Source organism: Nonomuraea sp. NPDC052129 (assembly GCF_040680095.1).
GTDB lineage: Bacteria > Actinomycetota > Actinomycetes > Streptosporangiales > Streptosporangiaceae > Nonomuraea.
The window spans coordinates 1-17,587 of the sequence record NZ_JBFAVX010000002.1; the positions used below are offsets into that span (position 1 = coordinate 1).

The 17,587-nt window shown below is 70.6% G+C and carries 20 protein-coding genes; 11 read left to right on the top strand and 9 right to left on the bottom strand.

Features of this window, described 5'->3' with window-relative positions; genetic code table 11:
* Positions 1-333 precede the first annotated feature (333 nt).
* Positions 334-1,068, top strand: a complete 735-nt coding sequence (locus AB0L53_RS04910; protein ID WP_363990409.1) for a 16S rRNA (uracil(1498)-N(3))-methyltransferase — start codon at positions 334-336, stop codon at positions 1,066-1,068.
* A gap of 21 nt (positions 1,069-1,089) precedes the next feature.
* On the opposite strand, the gene AB0L53_RS04915 is transcribed toward AB0L53_RS04910, so the two are convergent.
* A complete protein-coding gene (locus AB0L53_RS04915) occupies positions 1,090-1,752 on the bottom strand; it encodes a hypothetical protein (RefSeq protein WP_363990411.1) in 663 nt (220 codons plus the stop codon).
* Positions 1,749-2,228: a SigE family RNA polymerase sigma factor gene (locus AB0L53_RS04920; RefSeq protein WP_214638568.1), complete on the bottom strand. Its 480-nt coding sequence runs from the start codon at positions 2,226-2,228 to the stop codon at positions 1,749-1,751. Before AB0L53_RS04920 ends, AB0L53_RS04915 begins: the two co-directional genes overlap by 4 nt.
* A gap of 357 nt (positions 2,229-2,585) precedes the next feature.
* Here AB0L53_RS04920 and AB0L53_RS04925 point away from each other — a divergent pair, with 357 nt between their 5' ends.
* The 10 genes from AB0L53_RS04925 to era all read left to right on the top strand — a co-directional run bounded on the left by AB0L53_RS04925 (position 2,586) and on the right by era (position 11,945).
* On the top strand, positions 2,586-4,568 hold the full coding sequence (locus tag AB0L53_RS04925) for a vWA domain-containing protein (protein ID WP_363990414.1): 1,983 nt from the start codon (positions 2,586-2,588) through the stop codon (positions 4,566-4,568).
* Complete coding sequence (locus AB0L53_RS04930; RefSeq protein WP_363990417.1) at positions 4,565-5,872, top strand: extracellular solute-binding protein; 1,308 nt, start codon at positions 4,565-4,567, stop codon at positions 5,870-5,872. The genes AB0L53_RS04925 and AB0L53_RS04930 overlap by 4 nt, the downstream gene beginning before the upstream one ends.
* A gap of 4 nt (positions 5,873-5,876) precedes the next feature.
* Entirely contained in the window at positions 5,877-6,227 is a 351-nt protein-coding gene (locus AB0L53_RS04935) for a histidine triad nucleotide-binding protein (protein ID WP_363991920.1), read from the top strand.
* Positions 6,228-6,331: 104 nt separating this feature from the next.
* A complete protein-coding gene (locus AB0L53_RS04940; protein WP_363990420.1) occupies positions 6,332-7,360 on the top strand; it encodes a PhoH family protein in 1,029 nt (342 codons plus the stop codon).
* A 39-nt stretch (positions 7,361-7,399) separates the two neighbouring features.
* Complete coding sequence (gene ybeY / locus AB0L53_RS04945; protein ID WP_363990423.1) at positions 7,400-7,876, top strand: rRNA maturation RNase YbeY; 477 nt, start codon at positions 7,400-7,402, stop codon at positions 7,874-7,876.
* Positions 7,873-9,174 carry a hemolysin family protein gene (locus AB0L53_RS04950; RefSeq protein ID WP_363990426.1) on the top strand — a complete coding sequence of 434 codons (1,302 nt, stop codon included), beginning with the start codon at positions 7,873-7,875 and terminating at the stop codon, positions 9,172-9,174. The genes ybeY and AB0L53_RS04950 overlap by 4 nt, the downstream gene beginning before the upstream one ends.
* 327 nt (positions 9,175-9,501) lie before the next feature.
* Complete coding sequence (locus AB0L53_RS04955) at positions 9,502-10,158, top strand: hypothetical protein (RefSeq protein WP_363990429.1); 657 nt, start codon at positions 9,502-9,504, stop codon at positions 10,156-10,158.
* 34 nt (positions 10,159-10,192) lie between these two features.
* Complete coding sequence (locus tag AB0L53_RS04960) at positions 10,193-10,540, top strand: cytidine deaminase (RefSeq protein ID WP_363990432.1); 348 nt, start codon at positions 10,193-10,195, stop codon at positions 10,538-10,540.
* A gap of 1 nt (position 10,541) precedes the next feature.
* Positions 10,542-11,018: an NUDIX domain-containing protein gene (locus AB0L53_RS04965; RefSeq protein ID WP_363990436.1), complete on the top strand. Its 477-nt coding sequence runs from the start codon at positions 10,542-10,544 to the stop codon at positions 11,016-11,018.
* 9 nt (positions 11,019-11,027) lie between these two features.
* A complete protein-coding gene (gene era, locus AB0L53_RS04970; RefSeq protein ID WP_363990439.1) occupies positions 11,028-11,945 on the top strand; it encodes a GTPase Era in 918 nt (305 codons plus the stop codon).
* 52 nt (positions 11,946-11,997) lie between these two features.
* On the opposite strand, the gene AB0L53_RS04975 is transcribed toward era, so the two are convergent.
* The 7 genes from AB0L53_RS04975 to AB0L53_RS05005 form a co-directional block, all read right to left on the bottom strand.
* On the bottom strand, positions 11,998-12,468 hold the full coding sequence (locus AB0L53_RS04975) for a hypothetical protein (protein WP_363990442.1): 471 nt from the start codon (positions 12,466-12,468) through the stop codon (positions 11,998-12,000).
* Between the two features lie 9 nt (positions 12,469-12,477).
* Entirely contained in the window at positions 12,478-13,455 is a 978-nt protein-coding gene (locus tag AB0L53_RS04980; RefSeq protein WP_363990445.1) for an urease accessory protein UreD, read from the bottom strand.
* Positions 13,456-13,468: 13 nt separating this feature from the next.
* A complete protein-coding gene (gene ureG / locus AB0L53_RS04985; RefSeq protein WP_363990448.1) occupies positions 13,469-14,140 on the bottom strand; it encodes an urease accessory protein UreG in 672 nt (223 codons plus the stop codon).
* 14 nt (positions 14,141-14,154) lie between these two features.
* Positions 14,155-15,066: an urease accessory UreF family protein gene (locus tag AB0L53_RS04990; protein WP_363990450.1), complete on the bottom strand. Its 912-nt coding sequence runs from the start codon at positions 15,064-15,066 to the stop codon at positions 14,155-14,157.
* Positions 15,067-15,071: 5 nt separating this feature from the next.
* The gene (locus tag AB0L53_RS04995) at positions 15,072-16,778 is read right to left on the bottom strand and encodes an urease subunit alpha (protein WP_363990453.1); all 1,707 of its coding nucleotides are present in this window, start codon (positions 16,776-16,778) and stop codon (positions 15,072-15,074) included.
* Positions 16,771-17,082, bottom strand: coding sequence for an urease subunit beta (locus tag AB0L53_RS05000; protein ID WP_363991923.1), 312 nt, complete (start codon positions 17,080-17,082; stop codon positions 16,771-16,773). The genes AB0L53_RS04995 and AB0L53_RS05000 overlap by 8 nt, the downstream gene beginning before the upstream one ends.
* A 116-nt stretch (positions 17,083-17,198) precedes the next feature.
* Complete coding sequence (locus tag AB0L53_RS05005; protein WP_358535578.1) at positions 17,199-17,501, bottom strand: urease subunit gamma; 303 nt, start codon at positions 17,499-17,501, stop codon at positions 17,199-17,201.
* Positions 17,502-17,587: the final 86 nt, after the last annotated feature.

A 17,587-nucleotide genomic window follows, 5' to 3' on the forward strand; every position in this document is an offset into this window, starting at 1 on the left:
GCCGCGCGTCCGTGAGCCGTTTCGTGCCCACCCTCGGGCGTGTCTGCTCCCACGGATTCCAGAGCAGCGAACTGAGGAAGCATTCGCTGGTGGGTTTGCGGTCCTGCGTGAAAGGTAGCCATCTGGATTACACCTCCAACAGTGATGACTAGGGCTGGTCAACACGGGGCTTCAAAGCACCTGGCGGCACCTCAAGCCTTCTCCTTCAGGAGGGGGTCGTTGACCGCTCTGGACCCCTCGTAGAGTGACCTCAGGAAGGTGCGATCGCGGCCAACCTTAATCGTTTCGTGATCCTATGGCTACTGAACGTGAAAATCTTTGGGGTGATCGCCGGTGACCGTGCCGGTATTCCTGGCCGACGGCCTCGCCGACCGCACCGGGCCGGAGCTGGTCCTCGACGGTCCTGAAGGGCGCCACGCGGCCTCGGTCCGGCGCCTGCGCGCCGGAGAGCGGATCGACTTGACGGACGGCGCCGGCACGGTCGCCGAGTGCGTCGTACGTGAGGCGTTGAAGGACGCGCTCAGACTCGACGTGCTGGGCCGCTACGAGGTGCCGCCGCCCGAGCCCAGGCTGGTCGTCGTCCAGGGGCTGCCCAAGGGCGACAGGGGCGAGCTGGCCGTCGAGATGATGACCGAGGCGGGCGTCGACGTGATCGTGCCCTGGGCGGCGGCTCGCAGCGTCACCCAGTGGAAGGGCGACAGGGCGGCCAAGTCGCTGGCCAAATGGCGTTCGACGGCCCGGGAGGCGGGCAAGCAGGCCCGCAGGTTCCACCTGCCGGAGGTGGCCGCGCCGGTGTCCACGGCCGGGGTCGAGGCGCTGCTCGGCGGCGCGGCGCTCGGTCTGGTGCTGCATGAGGAGGCCGCCGAGCCGCTGTCGGGCGTGACGCTGCCCGCCGGGGGCGACATCGTCGTCGTGGTGGGGCCCGAGGGGGGCGTCTCGGACGCGGAGCTGGCCGGGTTCAGGGCGGCGAAGGCGGTGCCGATGCTGCTCGGCCCGACGGTGCTGCGTACCTCGACGGCGGGGGTGGCGGCGGCGGCCGTACTCATGGCGCGAACCGGGCGCTGGTGAGCTCTCAGCCGCTAGCGGTGCTCACGGTGTGGCGAGGGGGGTGCCGCCGAGCGGGCTGGCGAAGGTGTTGGCCGTCGTGTCGATGTCGGTCGGCGGGCACTCCTCGACCGGGCAAAGCCCGCCGGGGGTGCTCGTGTCCGACGGCGTCGGGGTGGGCGTGGGCGTCGGAGTGGGTGTCTCCTCGTCCGTAGGGCAGTCCTTCGGCGGCTGCTCCTCGGTAGGGGTCGGGTCGATGGGGGTCGGGCACTTGGGCGTCGGCGTCGCCTTGGGCGTCGGCTTGCTGGTGGACTTGGCGGTCTCCGAGGCGGGCACCGGCGCGGAGGTGATCGGGGCGGGCACCACGGCGGGCGGATCGTCCGGCGGCGGGCTCGACTTGGGCGAGGCCGGCCGGCTGGTCGAGGAGTTGGCCGGCGGCTTGGACGTGGAGTTTCCCAAGGGCTCGATGGTGTCCTGCTGCATGACCTTGTGGCGCAGCTCGGGGACGACCATCACGATCGTGCCCGCCACCAGCAGCGCGCTGGCGGCGGCGGCGCCCGCTCGCCACCAGAACAGGTTGCGCACCCCGCGCCGCTCGATGCGGGCGCGGATGATCTCCAGTCCTTCCGGCGAGGGCACGACCGTGTCCGCCTCCGCGCGGAGCACACGGCGCAGGACATCGCCGTACTCGTCGGGGGACTGGGTCATGACATTTTCTCCAGGACGGATCGCAAGGCGGCCATGCCACGAGCTGTGTGGCTCTTGACCGCACCCTTGCTGATGCCCATGGCGTGGGCGATCTCAGCCTCGGACAGATCACCGTAGTAGCGAAGGACGAGTGCCTCTCTCTGACGTGTTGGCAGGGACCTTAGCGCTTCGATGACGGCGGTGCGTTCGAGCTCGCCGATCGCGCCGTTCTCGGCGCTCGGAGCATCGGGCAGGCCCTTGGGCGCGTACTTCTCGACGACCGCGCGGTGACGCAGCACGGAACGGGACCGGTTGACGACGGATTGCCGCAGGTAGGCAAGTGCTTTGTCGGGATCGCGCAGTCTACGCCAGGCGCCATGGATGGCGACGAACGTGTCCTGCACGACTTCTTCCGCGGTTGCCATGTCTCGCACCAGCAACACAGCGAGACGCACTAATGACCGAAAGTGCGCACTGTAAAGCGCGGTCACGGCCATGTCGGCGTCCCACCCGACCGGCACCGCCCCCAGCGACCTGTCGGCCAAGAGGGTTTCGGTGGTCACATCATTGGGACGCGCGGCCTTCCCGGAGGGTTTACGCTCTTGCGGTTCCTTAGAGGGCATTAGCCAGTCGTGTCCTCGCCAGGTGGCTTCGCCCGACCCTGAATCGTCTTATTTTTCGGCAGTCTCGCACACTAACCCTAACCGCGAGGATCTTCGGACGCACGGCACGGCGGATTACCGATTCGCAACGGAGACAGCAGATTCCGTCCGATCTAGGATCGAGGGAGAATGCGGCGCCCCCAGTCACCCCGCAGAGCCGCCCCGGCCGCTCGGAGCGAGCGGTTGAAGGACGTGGCTGCCATCGTGACGCCACTGTGGGCCTTCCTGGGAGCGGTGGCGGCGCCGCTGCTGGGCGGCGGCGCGGTCGGGCGCGTGGTGTTCATCGTGGCCTCCCTGGTGATCCTGGTCCTGACCGTGCTCGTGGTGGTGGTCCTGCTCGGCGCCCGGCTCGGCCCCGTCGGGACGGCCGTAGCGTGGCTCGGCACCCTGCTGCGGGCGTTCTTCGGCGGGGTGTGGCGGCTGATCGTGTTCGTCGCTCTGCTGGTCAGGGCCGCTGTCGAGTGGGTGAGCCGGCGCACCGGGCCGCTGACGGCCGGGGCGCTCGGGTTCGTCGCCGGGGTGCTCGCGATGGTGCTCGTCCTGCAGGGCGGGCCGCTCGTACGGATGGGACTGGGCTGGGCGCTCTCCACCCCCTGTGACCAGCCGCTGGAGCTGCGGGTGCTCACCTCCGCCGAGAACGTGGCCGCCCTCCAGGCGGCCGGCCGCCGTTACGCCGACGAGAGCGCCGACCTGCGCGGCTGCCCGCGGGTGCGGTTCTCCGTGACCCCCCAGCCACCGCTCGCCACCATGTCCCAGGCCGCCAACAAGGAGTGGAACGACCCCGCCTCCTGGAACAGCAGCACCTACCGCGCGCTGATCGCGGTCCACCCCGACATCTGGATCCCCTCCAGCGCGGCCACCGAGGAATATCTCCGCCAGGCGTTCGCCAACCTGGGCCAGGTCACCTTCGACCGGATGACCCCGGTGGCCACCTCCGCGCTGCTGGTGGCGTTCACGCCCGCGCTGGAGGCGCGGCTGGGCACGCAGTCCCCGCCCACGGACCTGCCCGGGATGCGGGCCTGGCTGGAGAGCGTCGGGGCACCCTTGGCCAGGCCACGCGCCGACCTGTCGGAGATCGGACTCATCGCCAGCGCCGGGCTCTACGGCTCCGACACCTCCAAGGACATCTCTGACGAGATGGCCTACACCCCGCCGAACCTCCCGCTCTCCGACGCCGCCAGCCTCCTCTGCTACGCCCGCGACCGCTTCGACACCGTCAAGGAATCGCTCGCCATGATCGTGCCGGAGCACCTCGTCTACGCGGTCAACAACCACCAGGACCTGGGCGCCTGCGCTCCGGGGCGGCAGACGGCCGGCCTGTCCTGGCACCGGCTCGACGGACTGCCCACCCTCAGCTACCGCTACGTCCGGCTGAAGTGGGCCGATCAGTGGAACGACGCGCGCGAGCGGGCGGCGATCGACTTCCACGACTGGCTCGCCCAGGACGAGCTCGCCCCCTACGGCTACCGCGACTCGGCGGGCGTGTCCGACCGCAAGGAACCCATGCCGCTCGGCAAAGAGCTCGACTCGGGACAGGCCGACAGCGCCGAACCGGCCACCGTGGAACCGGCCCGGCTCATCGACCGCCTCGGCAAGGCGCATCCGGAGACGTCGTTCCTGCTGCTGGTCGACGCGTCGGGCTCGATGGGCAATCCGATCACGGGCGGCACCGCGCTGCAGCGGGCCAGCTCAGGGGCCAGCACCTTGCTCAGGCGGCTGCGCGAGGGCCGCGACACGGTCCGGCTGGCCACCTTCTCCGACTCCGGCGGGATCGGCGAGACCCTGGTGACGGGCTCGGCTCAGGTCGCCGGACGGCTGGGGACGCTGGCCGTACACGGGCGCGACGCCCCGCTCGGGGACGTGCTGGCGCAGGCGGCGCCCCTGCTCGCGGACACCCCCAACCCGGTCGTGGTCATGCTGACCGACGGCGGTCACCAGGCGGGCGACCTCGGCCGTACGGTGGCCGCCCTGCGGAAGGTGAAGGGGCTCAGGGTACGGCTGCTGCTCATCGGGGAGCAGCGGTGCGACGCCGACCACATCGCGCGGTTGGTCAAGGCCGCCGGCGAGGTCGTCAAGTGCGCGCCCATCAGCCGGGCCGAGGCCGCGACGCCGTACCAGGACCAGGTCGACGAGGTCGACAAAGAGCTGACGGAGTTGTGGCGGGAGAGCCCGTGACCGTGCGGCGATGGCGGGCCGCGGCCGTGGGCGCGGCGGCGGGGGTGCTGCTCACGCTCGGCGTGGTCGGCGTCAAGGAGCGGCCGGCGCCCGCGGAGCAGTGCGTGGACGACGACGTGATCAGGGTCGCCACCGGCGATGACGTGAGCGTCGGCGGCGCGCGCAGGGAGCTGATCCGCCGCTGGAAGGGCCCGCTCGTCCAGATGATCGAGATCTCCAGGGTGGCCGACCTCAAGCGCGACGAGATGCTGGCCGCCGCCCAGGCCGACCCGTGCCAGGCGTACGACCTGCTGATCATCGACATGGCCTCGACGGCCGAGTTCGCCGCCGCCGGCCTGCTCAGCGAGATCCGGCCCGAGGACGTCCCCTCGGGTCTGGTACGCCAGGCGCGCGAGAGTGGTCAGTGGGACGGCAAGCAGTACGCGCTGCCGTTCGCGGTGGACGTGGGGCTGCTGTACCGCAGGGCCGACCTGCCGGAGCCGACGAGCTGGGACCAGCTCTGGCCGGCCGCCCGCCAGGCCGGGGCCACCTACCGCCGCGGCGGGTACCTGGCGCAGCTCGCCGATTTCGAGGGCAGGACCGTGGGGCTGCTCGAACTGCTCCGCGCCTATGGCGCCACCGTGGTGGACAACGACGGCGAGATCGTGCTCGACCAGGCGCCCAACGACCGTCGGGCGCTCGCCGCGCTGCGGTGGATGCGGCAGTGGCAGAGCGACCAGACGCTGGGGGACTCCTGGCAGGACAAGGAGGCCGAGAGCCTGGCCGCCTTCGCCGACGGGGGTGCCGGATACCTTCGGCACTGGCCGTACGCGGATCTGCAGCTGATCACCGACGGCAGAACGCCGTTCAAGCTGTCGAAGCTGCCCGGCCCGGCGACGCTCGGCGGCTCGAACCTCGCCATCACCGCCAGATCCACCAAGTACGACAGCGTCCTCAAGTTCGTGAAATACCTCCTCCAGCCGGACAACCAGCGGCGACTGTTCGCCTGCGGCGGCTACGCCCCGGTCGTCGAGGCCGCCTACGAGGACGTGGCCGTCTGCCCCGAAGCCGACGCGCGCGAGACGGGCACCCCGCCGACACGCGACGACCTCCAGCGACTGGCGTCCGCGATCAAGGAGTCGCTGCCGACGGCCACGCGGCCCAAGCTGGAGCATTACACCCGGTTCAGCGAGGTGTTCAGGGCCTGCGTGACGAAGTACCTCTTCGCCGCGGAGGAGCCGACCCTTCGCGACATCGGGATCATCGCCGGAGAACTGGAGGCGGCCAAGCTGGGCAGGACCGAGGAGGGCGAGCCCTGTGGGTAGGGTGCTGCCTGTGACCGACTGCCTCTTCTGCAAGATCGTGGCCAAGGAGATCCCGGCCGAGATCATCCTCGAGAACGACCGGGCGCTGGCCTTCCGCGACATCAACCCGCAGGCGCCCACGCACGTGCTGGTCATCCCCAAGGAGCACCACGCCGACGCGGCCGCCCTGGCCCAGGCCGACGACGGCCTGGCCGACGACGTGCTCAAGACCGCGCACGCCGTGGCGGTGCAGGAGGGCGTGGCCGAGCGCGGCTACCGGGTGGTCTTCAACACCGGGCCGGGCGCCGGGCAGACGGTCTTCCACGTGCACGCCCACGTGCTCGGCGGGCGCGATCTGCGGTGGCCGCCCGGCTGATCCGGCGCGGTGATATTGGCGCGAGCAATCAGCCTGGTCCCGGCTACGATGGGCGGAGAAGTACATCCGAACAGACCGGGAGGCATCAGGCCGCTGGCCTGCCCATGTCCGAACTACATGAATCCCGAAGAACGGCACCTCCCTCGCGCACTCAAGCCAAGGTGCTGATACCGGACGAATACCCAATGGTCAGCCTCCTGGGCTCCCGTGACGAGCTGCTGCGCGTCATCGAGGGTGCGTTCAGGGCCGACATCCACGTGCGTGGCAACGAGATCACCGTCACCGGCAGCCCTGACGAGAGCGGCGCTGTCGTGCGCCTGTTCGAGGAGCTGGTCGAGGTGCTGCGCAATGGCGGCGAGCTGACCGCCGACGCGGTCGAGCGGAGCATCGCCATGCTGCGCATGACGTCCGACCGCCCGGCCGAGGTGTTGTCGCTCGACATCCTGTCCTCACGCGGCCGGACGATCCGGCCCAAGACCGTCAACCAGAAGCGCTACGTCGACGCCATCGACCAGTACACGGTCGTGTTCGGCATCGGTCCCGCGGGCACCGGCAAGACCTATCTCGCGATGGCCAAGGCCGTACGCGCGCTGCAGGAGAAGCGGGTCAACCGCATCATCCTGACGCGCCCCGCCGTCGAGGCGGGGGAGCGGCTCGGCTTCCTGCCGGGCACGCTCTACGAGAAGATCGACCCCTATCTGCGCCCCCTGTACGACGCGCTGCACGACATGCTGGACCCCGAGTCGATCCCCAAGCTGATGGCGGCGGGCACGATCGAGGTGGCACCGCTGGCATATATGCGCGGCCGTACCCTCAATGACGCCTTTATCATCCTCGACGAGGCGCAAAATTCCTCGGCCGAGCAGATGAAGATGTTCCTGACCAGGCTCGGCTTCAATTCCAAGATCGTGGTGACCGGTGACGTCACGCAGGTCGACCTGCCCTCGGGCACGGTCAGCGGCCTGCGGGTGGTCCAGGAGATCCTCGATGGCATTAACGACATCCACTTCTCCCGGCTGACCAGCGCCGACGTGGTCCGCCACAAGCTGGTGAGCGAGATCGTCGACGCCTACGGCCGCTACGACGCGCTTCAGGAGCCGAAGCAGGTCCAGCATCGGGGGAAGCGACGTTGAGGAAAGCGACGTTGAGGAAAAGACGTTGAGGAATCGACTATGAGCATCGAGATCAACAACGAGTCGGGCGTCGAGGTCGGTGAGCAGGGCCTGGTCGACCTGGCCACGCACGTGCTCGGCGAGATGGGCATCAACCCGCTCGCCGAGCTGTCGATCGTGGTGATCGACGAGCGCACGATGGCCGAGCTGCACGAGAAGTGGATGGGCGAGCCGGGTCCGACCGACGTGCTCGCCTTCCCCATGGACGAGCTGCGACCGGGAGGCGGGGCGCGCGGCGACGCCGACACCGCCGCCGACCCGGCGCTGCTCGGCGACGTGGTGCTCTGCCCGCCGGTGGCCGCCCGGCAGGCGGAGGAGGCCGGTCACAGCGCGCAGGAGGAGCTGGAGTTGCTGTGCACGCACGGCATCCTCCACCTGCTCGGCTACGACCACGCCGAGCCTGAGGAGCACAAGGAGATGTTCGGCCTGCAGGCCCGGCTCCTCGAGTCGTGGCGGGAGGTGCGCAGCCCGCGGTGAACGCCTGGTTGCCTCTGGCCATCGCCCTCGTGGTGATCGGTGGCCTGATCGCCAGTGCGGAAACGGCACTGACGCGCATCTCCAGGGTGCGCGCGGAGGAGTTCGTGCGCGAGGGGCGGCGTGGCGCCCCGCGGCTGCGGGCCATCGTCAACGACCCGCCGCGCTATCTCAACCTGCTGCTCCTGCTCCGGCTGAGTTGCGAGCTGATCGCCACGGTGATCGCGACGCTGCTGTTCATCGACCTGATGCACGACCAGGGCTGGGCGTACGTGTGCGCGGCCGCCGTCATGATCGTGGTCAGCTACGTGATCGTCGGCGTCTCGCCCCGCACCCTCGGCCGTCAGCACGCCGAGCCGATCGCGCTGGCCAGCGCCCCCATCGTCTACGGCCTGACCCGGATCTTCGGCCCGTTGCCCAAGCTGCTCATCCTGCTCGGCAACGCGCTGACCCCCGGCAAGGGGTTCCGCGACGGCCCGTTCACCTCTGAGGCGGAGCTGCGCGACCTGGTCGATCTGGCCGAGGAACGGCGGATGATCGAGCCCGACGAGCGGGAGATGATCCACTCGGTCTTCGAGCTGGGTGACACGCTCGTGCGCGAGGTCATGGTGCCGCGCACCGACATGGTCTTCATCGAGCGGGGCAAGACGCTCAGCCAGGCGCTGTCGCTGGCGCTGCGCAGCGGCTTCTCCCGCATCCCCGTCGTGGGCGAGAACGAGGACGACGTCATCGGCATCGCCTACCTCAAGGACGTCACCCGCAGGGTGCACGAGTCGGACTCGGGGGAGGACGGCGGCGAGGAGAAGGTCGAGTCGATCATGCGCCCGGCCACCTACGTCCCCGAGAGCAAGCCGATCGACCAGCTCCTGCGCGAGATGCAGGCCAGGCAGATCCACCTGGCCATCGTCATCGACGAATACGGCGGGACGGCCGGCCTGGTCACGATCGAGGACGTGCTCGAGGAGATCGTGGGCGAGATCGCCGACGAATACGACCGGGAGGCGCCCCGCGTCGAGACCATGCCCGACGGCGGGCTCCGGGTGACGGCCCGGATGCCGGTCGACGAGCTCGCCGAGCTGTTCCACACCGAGATCGAGGTCGACGACGTCGAGACCGTCGGCGGGCTGCTCGCCCACGCGCTTGGCCGGGTGCCGATCGCGGGCTCTCAGGCGGAGATGGCCGGGCTCCAGTTGACGGCCGAGAGCCTCGCCGGGCGCCGCAACCGGATCAGCACCGTGGTCGTCCGCAGGGTGGCTCCGCATGAGGGTGATGTCGTACCCGCCGCCGCCGAGCACGACTGACAGCGCGCTGACCCTTTTGCGATGGATGTGGCAAGTGTTCTACAAGTCTGTTGCAAGCGGCGTACGACAGCCTTAATCCCGACACCCCAGTGCGGTGGGTGTCACTGGGGGAGCATCCGAACGCCGGGTGGGGTTCGCGGCGGGAGGATGCCCCTGGGGGGACGACAACGTCTCGGTCTGCTAGCCGAACGTGACGTTGCTCGGCGTAAAGGGGGTTCACGTCCGGTAAGCCGGACGAGAGCCCCCTTTTAGCGTTTGGGGCTTTGTTGGCGACTCTGGTGGATTGCCGTATTCGTCGCCCGGGGACGTTGCGAACCGGGGGGAATCATGGAACGCGGGATCACCGAATGCGGGATCATCGAATGCGGGATCATCGTCCTGGCCATCATGGGCGGGCTGCTCGCCGGATGCGGCGGCGGGCCGGCCGAGAGTTACGTCGACGTCCAGGCCATGGCCCGGCTGCGCGAGGTGCTGAACAAGGATCCGCAGCTGCCTGACGGCTTCTCCGCCCGGTCTGAGGAGCCGTGGCGGGTGCCGTTCGCGGCGGCGGACCACAACTGCCGGGCCGCGCTGGATCCGGCCGCGGGGCGGGCGCCCGCGCTCGCGCTGACGGCGCAGGCGGCGGCCAGCTTCGAAGGGGACGAGCTGGGCGAGGTGGCCGGGGTGGGCCTGGCGCGCTACGCGGGCTCGGAGGCGGAGGGGCGCATCGAGGAGCTGACCGAGGCGCTGGAGGCGTGCCGGGCGGTGCGGGCGGGCGGCGGCACCCGGTTGCGGCTGACGATGCTGCCGGTCGAGGACGTGGGCGACGAGGTGGTGGGCGCGGAGCTGCGCGGGCGGCTGAACGGCTACCCGTACGCGCTGGACGTGATGCTCGCCCGCTCGGGTGACACGCTGGTGTCCGTCGTGCACACGGGCATCGCCAAGGTGGACCCGGAGCGTACCCGGCAGGTGCTCAGCGCCGCTGTGGGGATGGTCAGTGCTTAACCTGTGGGGATGGTCAGCGCCTAACCTAGAGTTCGTGACTCTCGATCCAGAAGACAGCAAGATCATCACGCTCGCGCGGGCGGCCAGGGCGCGCAACGGCTCGGCCGAAGGCGCCGCCGTACGCGATGAGACCGGGCGCACCTATTCCGCCACGAACGTCGCGCTCTCCTCCCTCACGCTCTCCGCGGTGCAGGTGGCGGTCGCCACGGCCATCTCCAGCGGCGCGCAGACGCTGGAGGCGGCTGTGCTGGTCACGGCGGGCGACGGGCCGAGCGCCGAGGACGAGGCGGTGGCCGCCGAGCTGGGCGTCAAGGCGCTGCTGGTGGCCGGGCCCGACGGCACGCTGAAGGGCTCCGGGCCCGACGGCACGTTGAGGGGCTGACGTGGCGATTTCGCCGCATTTGGCCGCGGTGCGGGCCAAGGTCGGTTCCGATCTGCTGATGCTTCCGTCGGTCTGCGGTTTCGTGTTCGACTCCGCGGGCCGGGCGCTCATGGCGCGTCACGGCGACGTGGGCCTCTGGGCCGCGCCCGGCGGCGGCGTCGACCCCGACGAACGCCCCGAGGACGCCCTGGTCAGAGAGCTTCAGGAAGAACTCCGCATAGACGTCGCGCCGCGCGGCCTGATCGGTGTGTACGGCGGGCCCGAATTCCGCACCGTCTACCCCAATGGGCACCAGTGCGCGTACGTCATCGCCGTGTACGCCTGCGTCATCGAGTCGGGCACGCCCACCCCCGACGGCGACGAGATCACCGACGCCCGATGGGCGACCGAGCCGGAGATCGCCGGCCTGACCACGACCACCTGGATGCCGTTGGTGCTGCCCGACGCGTTTGCCTGGTGGCGTCAACAGGGCGTTTGATAGGCCACAATGCACTATGTGACTTCGCCAGACAGCCATCGCGCCGGATTCGCCTGCTTCGTTGGGAGGCCGAACGTCGGCAAGTCCACGCTGATGAACGCCCTGGTCGGCACGAAAGTGGCGATCACCTCGTCCAAGCCGCAGACGACCCGGCGGGTCATCAGGGGCATCGTGCACCGGCCCGAGGCCCAGATCGTCATCGTCGACACCCCCGGCCTGCACCGCCCTCGCACCCTGCTCGGCGAGCGGCTCGACAGCCTCGTGCTGTCCACGCTGACCGAGGTCGACGTGATCGGCTTCTGCGTCCCCGCCAACGAGCCCATCGGCAAGGGCGACCGCTTCATCGCCGACAAGCTCTCGGCCGTGAAGAAGACGCCGGTCGTCGCCGTACTCACCAAATGCGACCTGGCCTCCAAGGAGCAGATCGCGCAGCAGCTCCTGGCGCTGTCGCAGGTGGCGGAGTTCGCGGCGATCGTCCCGGTGTCGGCGCAGTCGGGTGACCAGCTCGACGTGCTGGCCGAGGTGCTGATCGAGCACCTGCCGGAGTCGCCGCCGCTCTACCCGGGCGGACAGCTCACCGACGAGCCCGAGCAGGTGCTGGTGGGGGAGCTGATCAGGGAGGCGGCGCTGGAAGGGGTACGCGACGAGCTGCCGCACTCGATCGCCGTGGTGGTCGACGAGATGATGCCGCGCGAAGGGCGGGATGATCTGCTCGACATCTACGCGCACATGTTCGTCGAACGGCCGTCGCAGAAGGCGATCGTGATCGGCCACAAGGGCGAACGTCTGCGTGACGTCGGGACGCGGGCACGCGCCCAGATCGAGGGGCTGCTGGGCACTCGGGTCTATCTCGACCTGCGGATCAGCGTGGCCAAGGACTGGCAGCGCGACCCCAAGCAGCTGCGCCGCCTGGGCTTCTACGACTGACAGACCCTGTCACGACGGACGCCACGGACCCTTTCACGGCCCACGGGTCTTTTCACGACTGACGGCCGCGGACCAGCGACAGGACGGCGAGGGCGACTGCGGCGAGGGCGCAGGCCAGTGCGGCGAACCAGCCGTAACGGATCCCCGGCTCGATCGACAGGAACCCGAGGTCGACGGAGACCCCATTGCCGACACCGGGCGGATCGACCACGAACATCACCAGCACGATCGTCGCCAGCGCCCCCGGGATGACGGCCAGCGCGGCCACCCTGGGCCGGCCGAACACGCCCCCGACCCCGAGCGCCAGCGTGGCGATCCCCGCGATGAGCGCGTACACGCCAAGACTGTCGTCGATGCCCCGTATGTCGTTGGACACGCCGCCGATGGCACCGAGCCTGGCCTCGACCCCCGTCCACGGCAGGAACGCGCAGAACACCAGCAGCGCCCCGGCCACCGCGATGACGAACGCGTAGCCGCGCCGCGCCTTGGGCTTCGCGGGGCTCGGTGAGAGAGAGTCGGCCACCTGATCACCTTAGGTGGGGCGCGCTGCCCCTGCCAGGTTACCGAGGGCCACACTCTCACCCCACTCCAGACGTCGGCGCAACGAGACGGCGTCGGCGGCCAGGGCGGACACCAGCACACCTGGTCCGGCCAGCGGCAACACGGCCACCCCTTCCGCGACCACGGCCCCTGAGGCGGCTTCCGACGAGCTGATCAGGGGCGTGTCCTGGGACGGGCTGATCAGGGGCGGGGTGTCCAGGGGCGGGGCGATCAGGGTGGTGCCGACGCAGCGGGCGTCGCCGTAGACGGCGGGGGAGGCGTCGGTGGCCGGGTCGCCGACCGTGTACTCCTGCCTGAGCAAGGGACGGCCGTCGTAGGTGGCGTCGAAGCGGGCGTGGCAGCGGCCCGGCGCCTCGCCGTACCGGCCGAAGACGATCTCCTCGCGCCAGAACACCCGCGCGCCCGCCGCCAGCGTCAGTCGTACCACGAGGCGGTGGGCGCATCCGGCGGCGAGCACCGTCGGCTGCGGCGCGAAGCGGAGTGCGGCGCCCGCCCCGACGTGCGCGGAGATCACCATGACGGACTCGCCGTCGCCGGGCAGCACCAGCGTGCCGGCCACCGAGCCGACCTCGAGGCTGGTGCCGGGTGCGATGTCGAGGTCGAGTTCGAGCCGATCGCCGCCGAGCGGGCCGGCCGCCGTGGAGACCAGGTGTACGGTCCGCGGACCCGTCTGCCGCAAGGTCAGGGGCGGCATCGAGCTCAGCCTGCTGATGACCGTCCGGCCACCGGCCAGGGAGGTCGCGACGGCCGCCCGAGCCCGCATCGCCCGCCGCCCAACGCCCGCCGGAGCCTGCATCGCCCGCCCGGCCTCTGCCTGGGCCCGCTGCCTGACGTCTGCCGGAGCCTGCGTCGCTTGCCGCCCGGCGGCCGCGAAGGTGTTCGCCGATGTGCCCTCCTGGGCGTCTGACGAGGTCTCTGACGCTGTCTCCGGCGAGCCCGTGTCAGTCATAGGGCGACGGCCTTCATGCCGCTGAGACGGGCTCGTGGGGCCAGGAAAGGGCCTGCTCGGCGACCCAGGCCGCCACGGAGGACGCCGAGGAGTCCTGTCGGATCGAGGTGAACAGGACGGGTTTGTCGCCGCGTACCGCCGCTGCGTCGCGGGCCATCACGTCCAGGTCGGCGTCCACCAGCGGTGCCAGGTCGGTTTTGTTGATCACCAGCAGGTCGGCGGAGGTCACTCCCGGCCCGCCCTTGCGGGGGACCTTGTCGCCGCCGGACACGTCCAGGACGAAGATCTGCCGGTCGGCCAAGCCACGGCTGAACGTCGCCGTCAGGTTGTCCCCGCCACTCTCCACGATCACCAGGTCCAGCGGGCCGAACCGGTCCTCCAGGGTCTCCACGGCGTCGAGGTTCGCGGCGATGTCGTCGCGGATGGCCGTGTGGGGGCAGCAGCCGGTCTCGACGGCGAGGATGCGTTCCTGGTCGAGTACCCCGGCCCGGCGCAGGAAGTCGGCGTCCTCGGTCGTGTAGATGTCGTTGGTCACCACGCCCAGCCGCAGGGAGTCGCCGAGCGTGCGGCACAGGGCGGCGACCAGGGCCGTCTTGCCGCTGCCCACCGGCCCGCCCACGCCGAGGCGGAGCGCTCTGCCGTGGTGGGCGGGCGCGTGGTGATGGTCGTCGTGATTGGCGCCCATGGCGTGTGTCCTTCCTAGGAGACGAACAGTCTGACCTTGGCCCCCGCATGCCGCTCGGCCAGCAGGTCCAGCGCGGGGGCGGACCGGGCGGGCAACTCGGCCCAGAGCCGGCCGTACGGCGTGGCGTCAGAAGCGGTGGCGGCGAGACCGGATGGTGTGCTGTCAGAGGCCGTAGCGGCGAGGTCCGGGGTCAGGTCGGACGGCGTGGCGTCAGAGGCCGTGGCGGCGAGGTCCGGGGCCAGGTCGGCGAGCAGGCCGTGGACCGCTACCGGATCCAGGCCGAGCAGGCGGACCGCCGCCGTGGCCGGGCCGGTGATCGCGTGGTAGGCCGCCGCCAGAGCGGCGTCCTCGGGCGAGGCTCCCGCCGCGTGCGCCGCCGCGCCGAGCGCGATGGGGTGATGGGGGCTCGGTACGGCCAGCGCCAGGTCGTCGAGCGCGACGGAGTGGCGAGGATTCGGTATGGCCGCCAGGTCGTCGGACGTGGGTGACGGCCACAGGCGGCGGGCCACTCGCAGGAGCAGCCTGCCCTGGGTCCTGGAGGCGGCCCTCTGGGCGGGCGAGGCGGTCCGGGCGTCGGCCTCCGCGTCCAGGAGGATCCACAACGCGCCGAGCGTCTCCGGCCGGGCTCGGGACGCGCCGAGCGCCTCCGGCCGGGCCCGCGCGGAACCCTCCGTCCCTGAGCTCTCCTCCGACCGTGCCCGCGCGCAAGCCTCCGTATACGAGCTCTCCTTGCCCAAGGTGCAGGCGGCGGCGGCGAGGGCGGCGGCGACGTGCCCGGAGGTGCGTAGGCGGCCCCTCAGGAAGGCGGCCAGGGATGCCAGGTCGTGGACCACGCCCGTAGCGATCGCCTGTTCGGTGCCGCCCGAGTGGGCGTGGCCCCCGGCCGGGAGCCGGGAGTCGGTGAGGAGCAGGAGTGCGGGGTTCATCAGAATCAGAACAGGAAGTAGCGCTGGGTCATCGGGAGCGTCTCGGCGGGCATGGGTTCGATCAGGTCGCCGTCCACGCGTACCTCGAACGTGTCCGGAGCCACCTCGATCCGGGGCAGCGCGTCGTTGAGCGGCATCGCGTCCTTGCCCCGCCCCCGTACGTCCGCCACGGCGACCAGGCGGCGGCGGACCGCGAGGCGGTCGGCGAGGCCCGCGTCGAGGGCGAGAGGTGAGACGAAGTGGAGCGAGGTGGCGGCGGCCGTGGCCGGGGCGGCGCCGAACATCGGGCGGGGCAGCACCGGCTGCGGCGTGGGGATGGAGGCGTTCGCGTCGCCCATCTGGGCCCAGGCCACCACGCCGCCCTTGAGCACCAGCGTGGGCTTGACGCCGAAGAACGCCGGGTCCCAGAGGACGAGGTCGGCGAGCTTGCCGCGTTCGACGGAGCCGAGTTCGGCGTCGAGGCCGTGGGCGATGGCCGGGCAGATCGTATATTTCGCGATGTAGCGGCGGGCACGGAGGTTGTCCGCGGGGCCGCCCAGAGCGCCACGACGGCGCTTCATGACGTGCGCCGTCTGCCAGGTACGGATGATCGTCTCGCCGACGCGGCCCATCGCCTGCGAGTCGGAGCCGATCATCGAGATCGCCCCCAGGTCGTGCAGGACGTCCTCGGCGGCCATCGTGGTGGGCCGGATCCGGGACTCGGCGAAGGCCAGGTCCTCGGGGATCGACGGGTTCAGGTGGTGGCAGACCATCAGCATGTCGAGGTGTTCGTCGAGCGTGTTGACGGTGTGGGGCCTGGTGGGGTTCGTGGAGGAGGGCAGGACGTTGGCGAACGACGCCATCCTGATGATGTCGGGCGCGTGCCCGCCCCCCGCCCCTTCTGTGTGGTAGGCGTGGATCGTCCGGTCACCGATGGCGGCCAGCGTCGACTCGACGAACCCGGCCTCGTTGAGCGTGTCGGTGTGGATCGTCACCTGTACGCCGTGCGCGTCGGCCACGGTCAGGCAGGCGTCGATCGCGGCCGGCGTGGAGCCCCAGTCCTCGTGCAGCTTGAACCCCGAGGCGCCCGCTTCGAGCTGTTCGACCAGGCCCTCGGCGCTCACCGTGTTGCCCTTGCCGAGCAGCGCGAAGTTGAGCGGGTAGGAGTCGAGCGACTCCAGCATCCTGGAGAGGTACCAGGTGCCGGTCACCGTGGTGGCCTTGGTGCCCTCGACCGGTCCGGTGCCGCCGCCGACGATGGTGGTGACGCCCGCGCCGATCGCCTCCTCGAGGATCTGCGGGCAGATGAGGTGCACGTGGGAGTCGACGGCGCCCGCGGTGAGGATCTTGCCGTTGCCGCTGAGGATCTCGGTGGAGGGGCCGATGACGATGTCGACCCCGTCCATGGTGTCCGGATTGCCGGCCTTGCCGATGGCGGAGATCCGGCCGTCGGTAACGCCGACGTCGGCCTTGACCACACCCCAGTGGTCGAGGATCACCGCGCCCGTGATGACCAGGTCGGGCGCGCCATCGGCCCGGGTCGTCCTGGCCTGGCCCATCGACTCACGGATCACCTTGCCGCCGCCGAACACCGCCTCGTCCCCGGCCCCCGCCGGTCCCACGGACAGGTCCTCGGTGACCTCGACGAACAGGTCGGTGTCGGCCAGCCTGATGCGGTCGCCCGTGGTGGGGCCGTACAGGGCGGCGTATCGAGCACGGGAGATGTCAGCCATCGAGGGGGCCCGCCCATTCCGGTCGCAGGCCGGGCACCACGCGGCGCCCGGCGATCGGCACCAGGGTCACGTCGCGCTCGACGCCCGGCTCGAACCTGATCGCGGTGCCCGCGGGCACGTCGAGCCGCATCCCCCAGGCGGCGGCGCGGTCGAAGGCCAGCCCGGGGTTGGCGGCGGCGAAGTGGTAGTGCGATCCGACCTGGACCGGCCGGTCGGCGGTGTTGACGACCCGGACCGTCACCCTCGCCCGTCCCGGATTGAGCGGGATGTCGTCGGCGGGGTGCCGATATTCGCCCGGAATCATCGGCTCGTCCTGCACGCGGCGCTCGGCCGCGCCAGTGACCTCGACCTCGACTTCGGCCTCGGCGGCGGTCTCGGGATCGGCTTCGTCAGTGGACACGGGGTCGGCTTCGTCAGTGGTCATGGGATCGGCCGATGCACGGTGACCAGCTTGGTGCCGTCGGGGAAGGTCGCCTCGATCTGGACGGAGTCCAGCATCTCGGGCACCCCCTCCATGACGTCGTCCCGCCCGAGCACCGAGCGTCCGGCGTCCATCAGATCGGCCACGGTCCGCCCGTCCCTGGCCCCCTCCATCAGGAACGACGCGATGATCGCGGTAGCTTCTGGGTGGTTGAGGCGCAGGCCCCTGGCCTGACGCTGCCGGGCCACCCCGGCGGCGACGTGGATGAGCAGGCGCTCTTGCTCGTGTGGGGTAAGCCGCATGGCCCGGACCTTAAGAACCGGCCGTTTCCGCGATGTTGCCGGGGGATGTCGAGTCGGTTTCCGGTCGGCCCACCCGTCTCAGCCCA

Excerpts from the sequence above, each read along its gene's own strand:
- AB0L53_RS05000 (WP_363991923.1), bottom strand. The coding sequence starts at position 17,082 with ATGATTCCGGGCGAATATCGGCACCCCGCCGACGACATCCCGCTCAAT.
- AB0L53_RS04940 (WP_363990420.1), top strand. The coding sequence starts at position 6,332 with ATGTCCGAACTACATGAATCCCGAAGAACGGCACCTCCCTCGCGCACT.
- AB0L53_RS04920 (WP_214638568.1), bottom strand. The coding sequence starts at position 2,228 with ATGGCCGTGACCGCGCTTTACAGTGCGCACTTTCGGTCATTAGTGCGT.
- ybeY (WP_363990423.1), top strand. The coding sequence starts at position 7,400 with ATGAGCATCGAGATCAACAACGAGTCGGGCGTCGAGGTCGGTGAGCAG.
- AB0L53_RS04955 (WP_363990429.1), top strand. The coding sequence starts at position 9,502 with ATGGAACGCGGGATCACCGAATGCGGGATCATCGAATGCGGGATCATC.
- AB0L53_RS04990 (WP_363990450.1), bottom strand. The coding sequence starts at position 15,066 with ATGAACCCCGCACTCCTGCTCCTCACCGACTCCCGGCTCCCGGCCGGG.
- AB0L53_RS04915 (WP_363990411.1), bottom strand. The coding sequence starts at position 1,752 with ATGACCCAGTCCCCCGACGAGTACGGCGATGTCCTGCGCCGTGTGCTC.
- era (WP_363990439.1), top strand. The coding sequence starts at position 11,028 with ATGCACTATGTGACTTCGCCAGACAGCCATCGCGCCGGATTCGCCTGC.
- AB0L53_RS05005 (WP_358535578.1), bottom strand. The coding sequence starts at position 17,501 with ATGCGGCTTACCCCACACGAGCAAGAGCGCCTGCTCATCCACGTCGCC.
- ureG (WP_363990448.1), bottom strand. The coding sequence starts at position 14,140 with ATGGGCGCCAATCACGACGACCATCACCACGCGCCCGCCCACCACGGC.
- AB0L53_RS04980 (WP_363990445.1), bottom strand. The coding sequence starts at position 13,455 with ATGACTGACACGGGCTCGCCGGAGACAGCGTCAGAGACCTCGTCAGAC.
- AB0L53_RS04995 (WP_363990453.1), bottom strand. The coding sequence starts at position 16,778 with ATGGCTGACATCTCCCGTGCTCGATACGCCGCCCTGTACGGCCCCACC.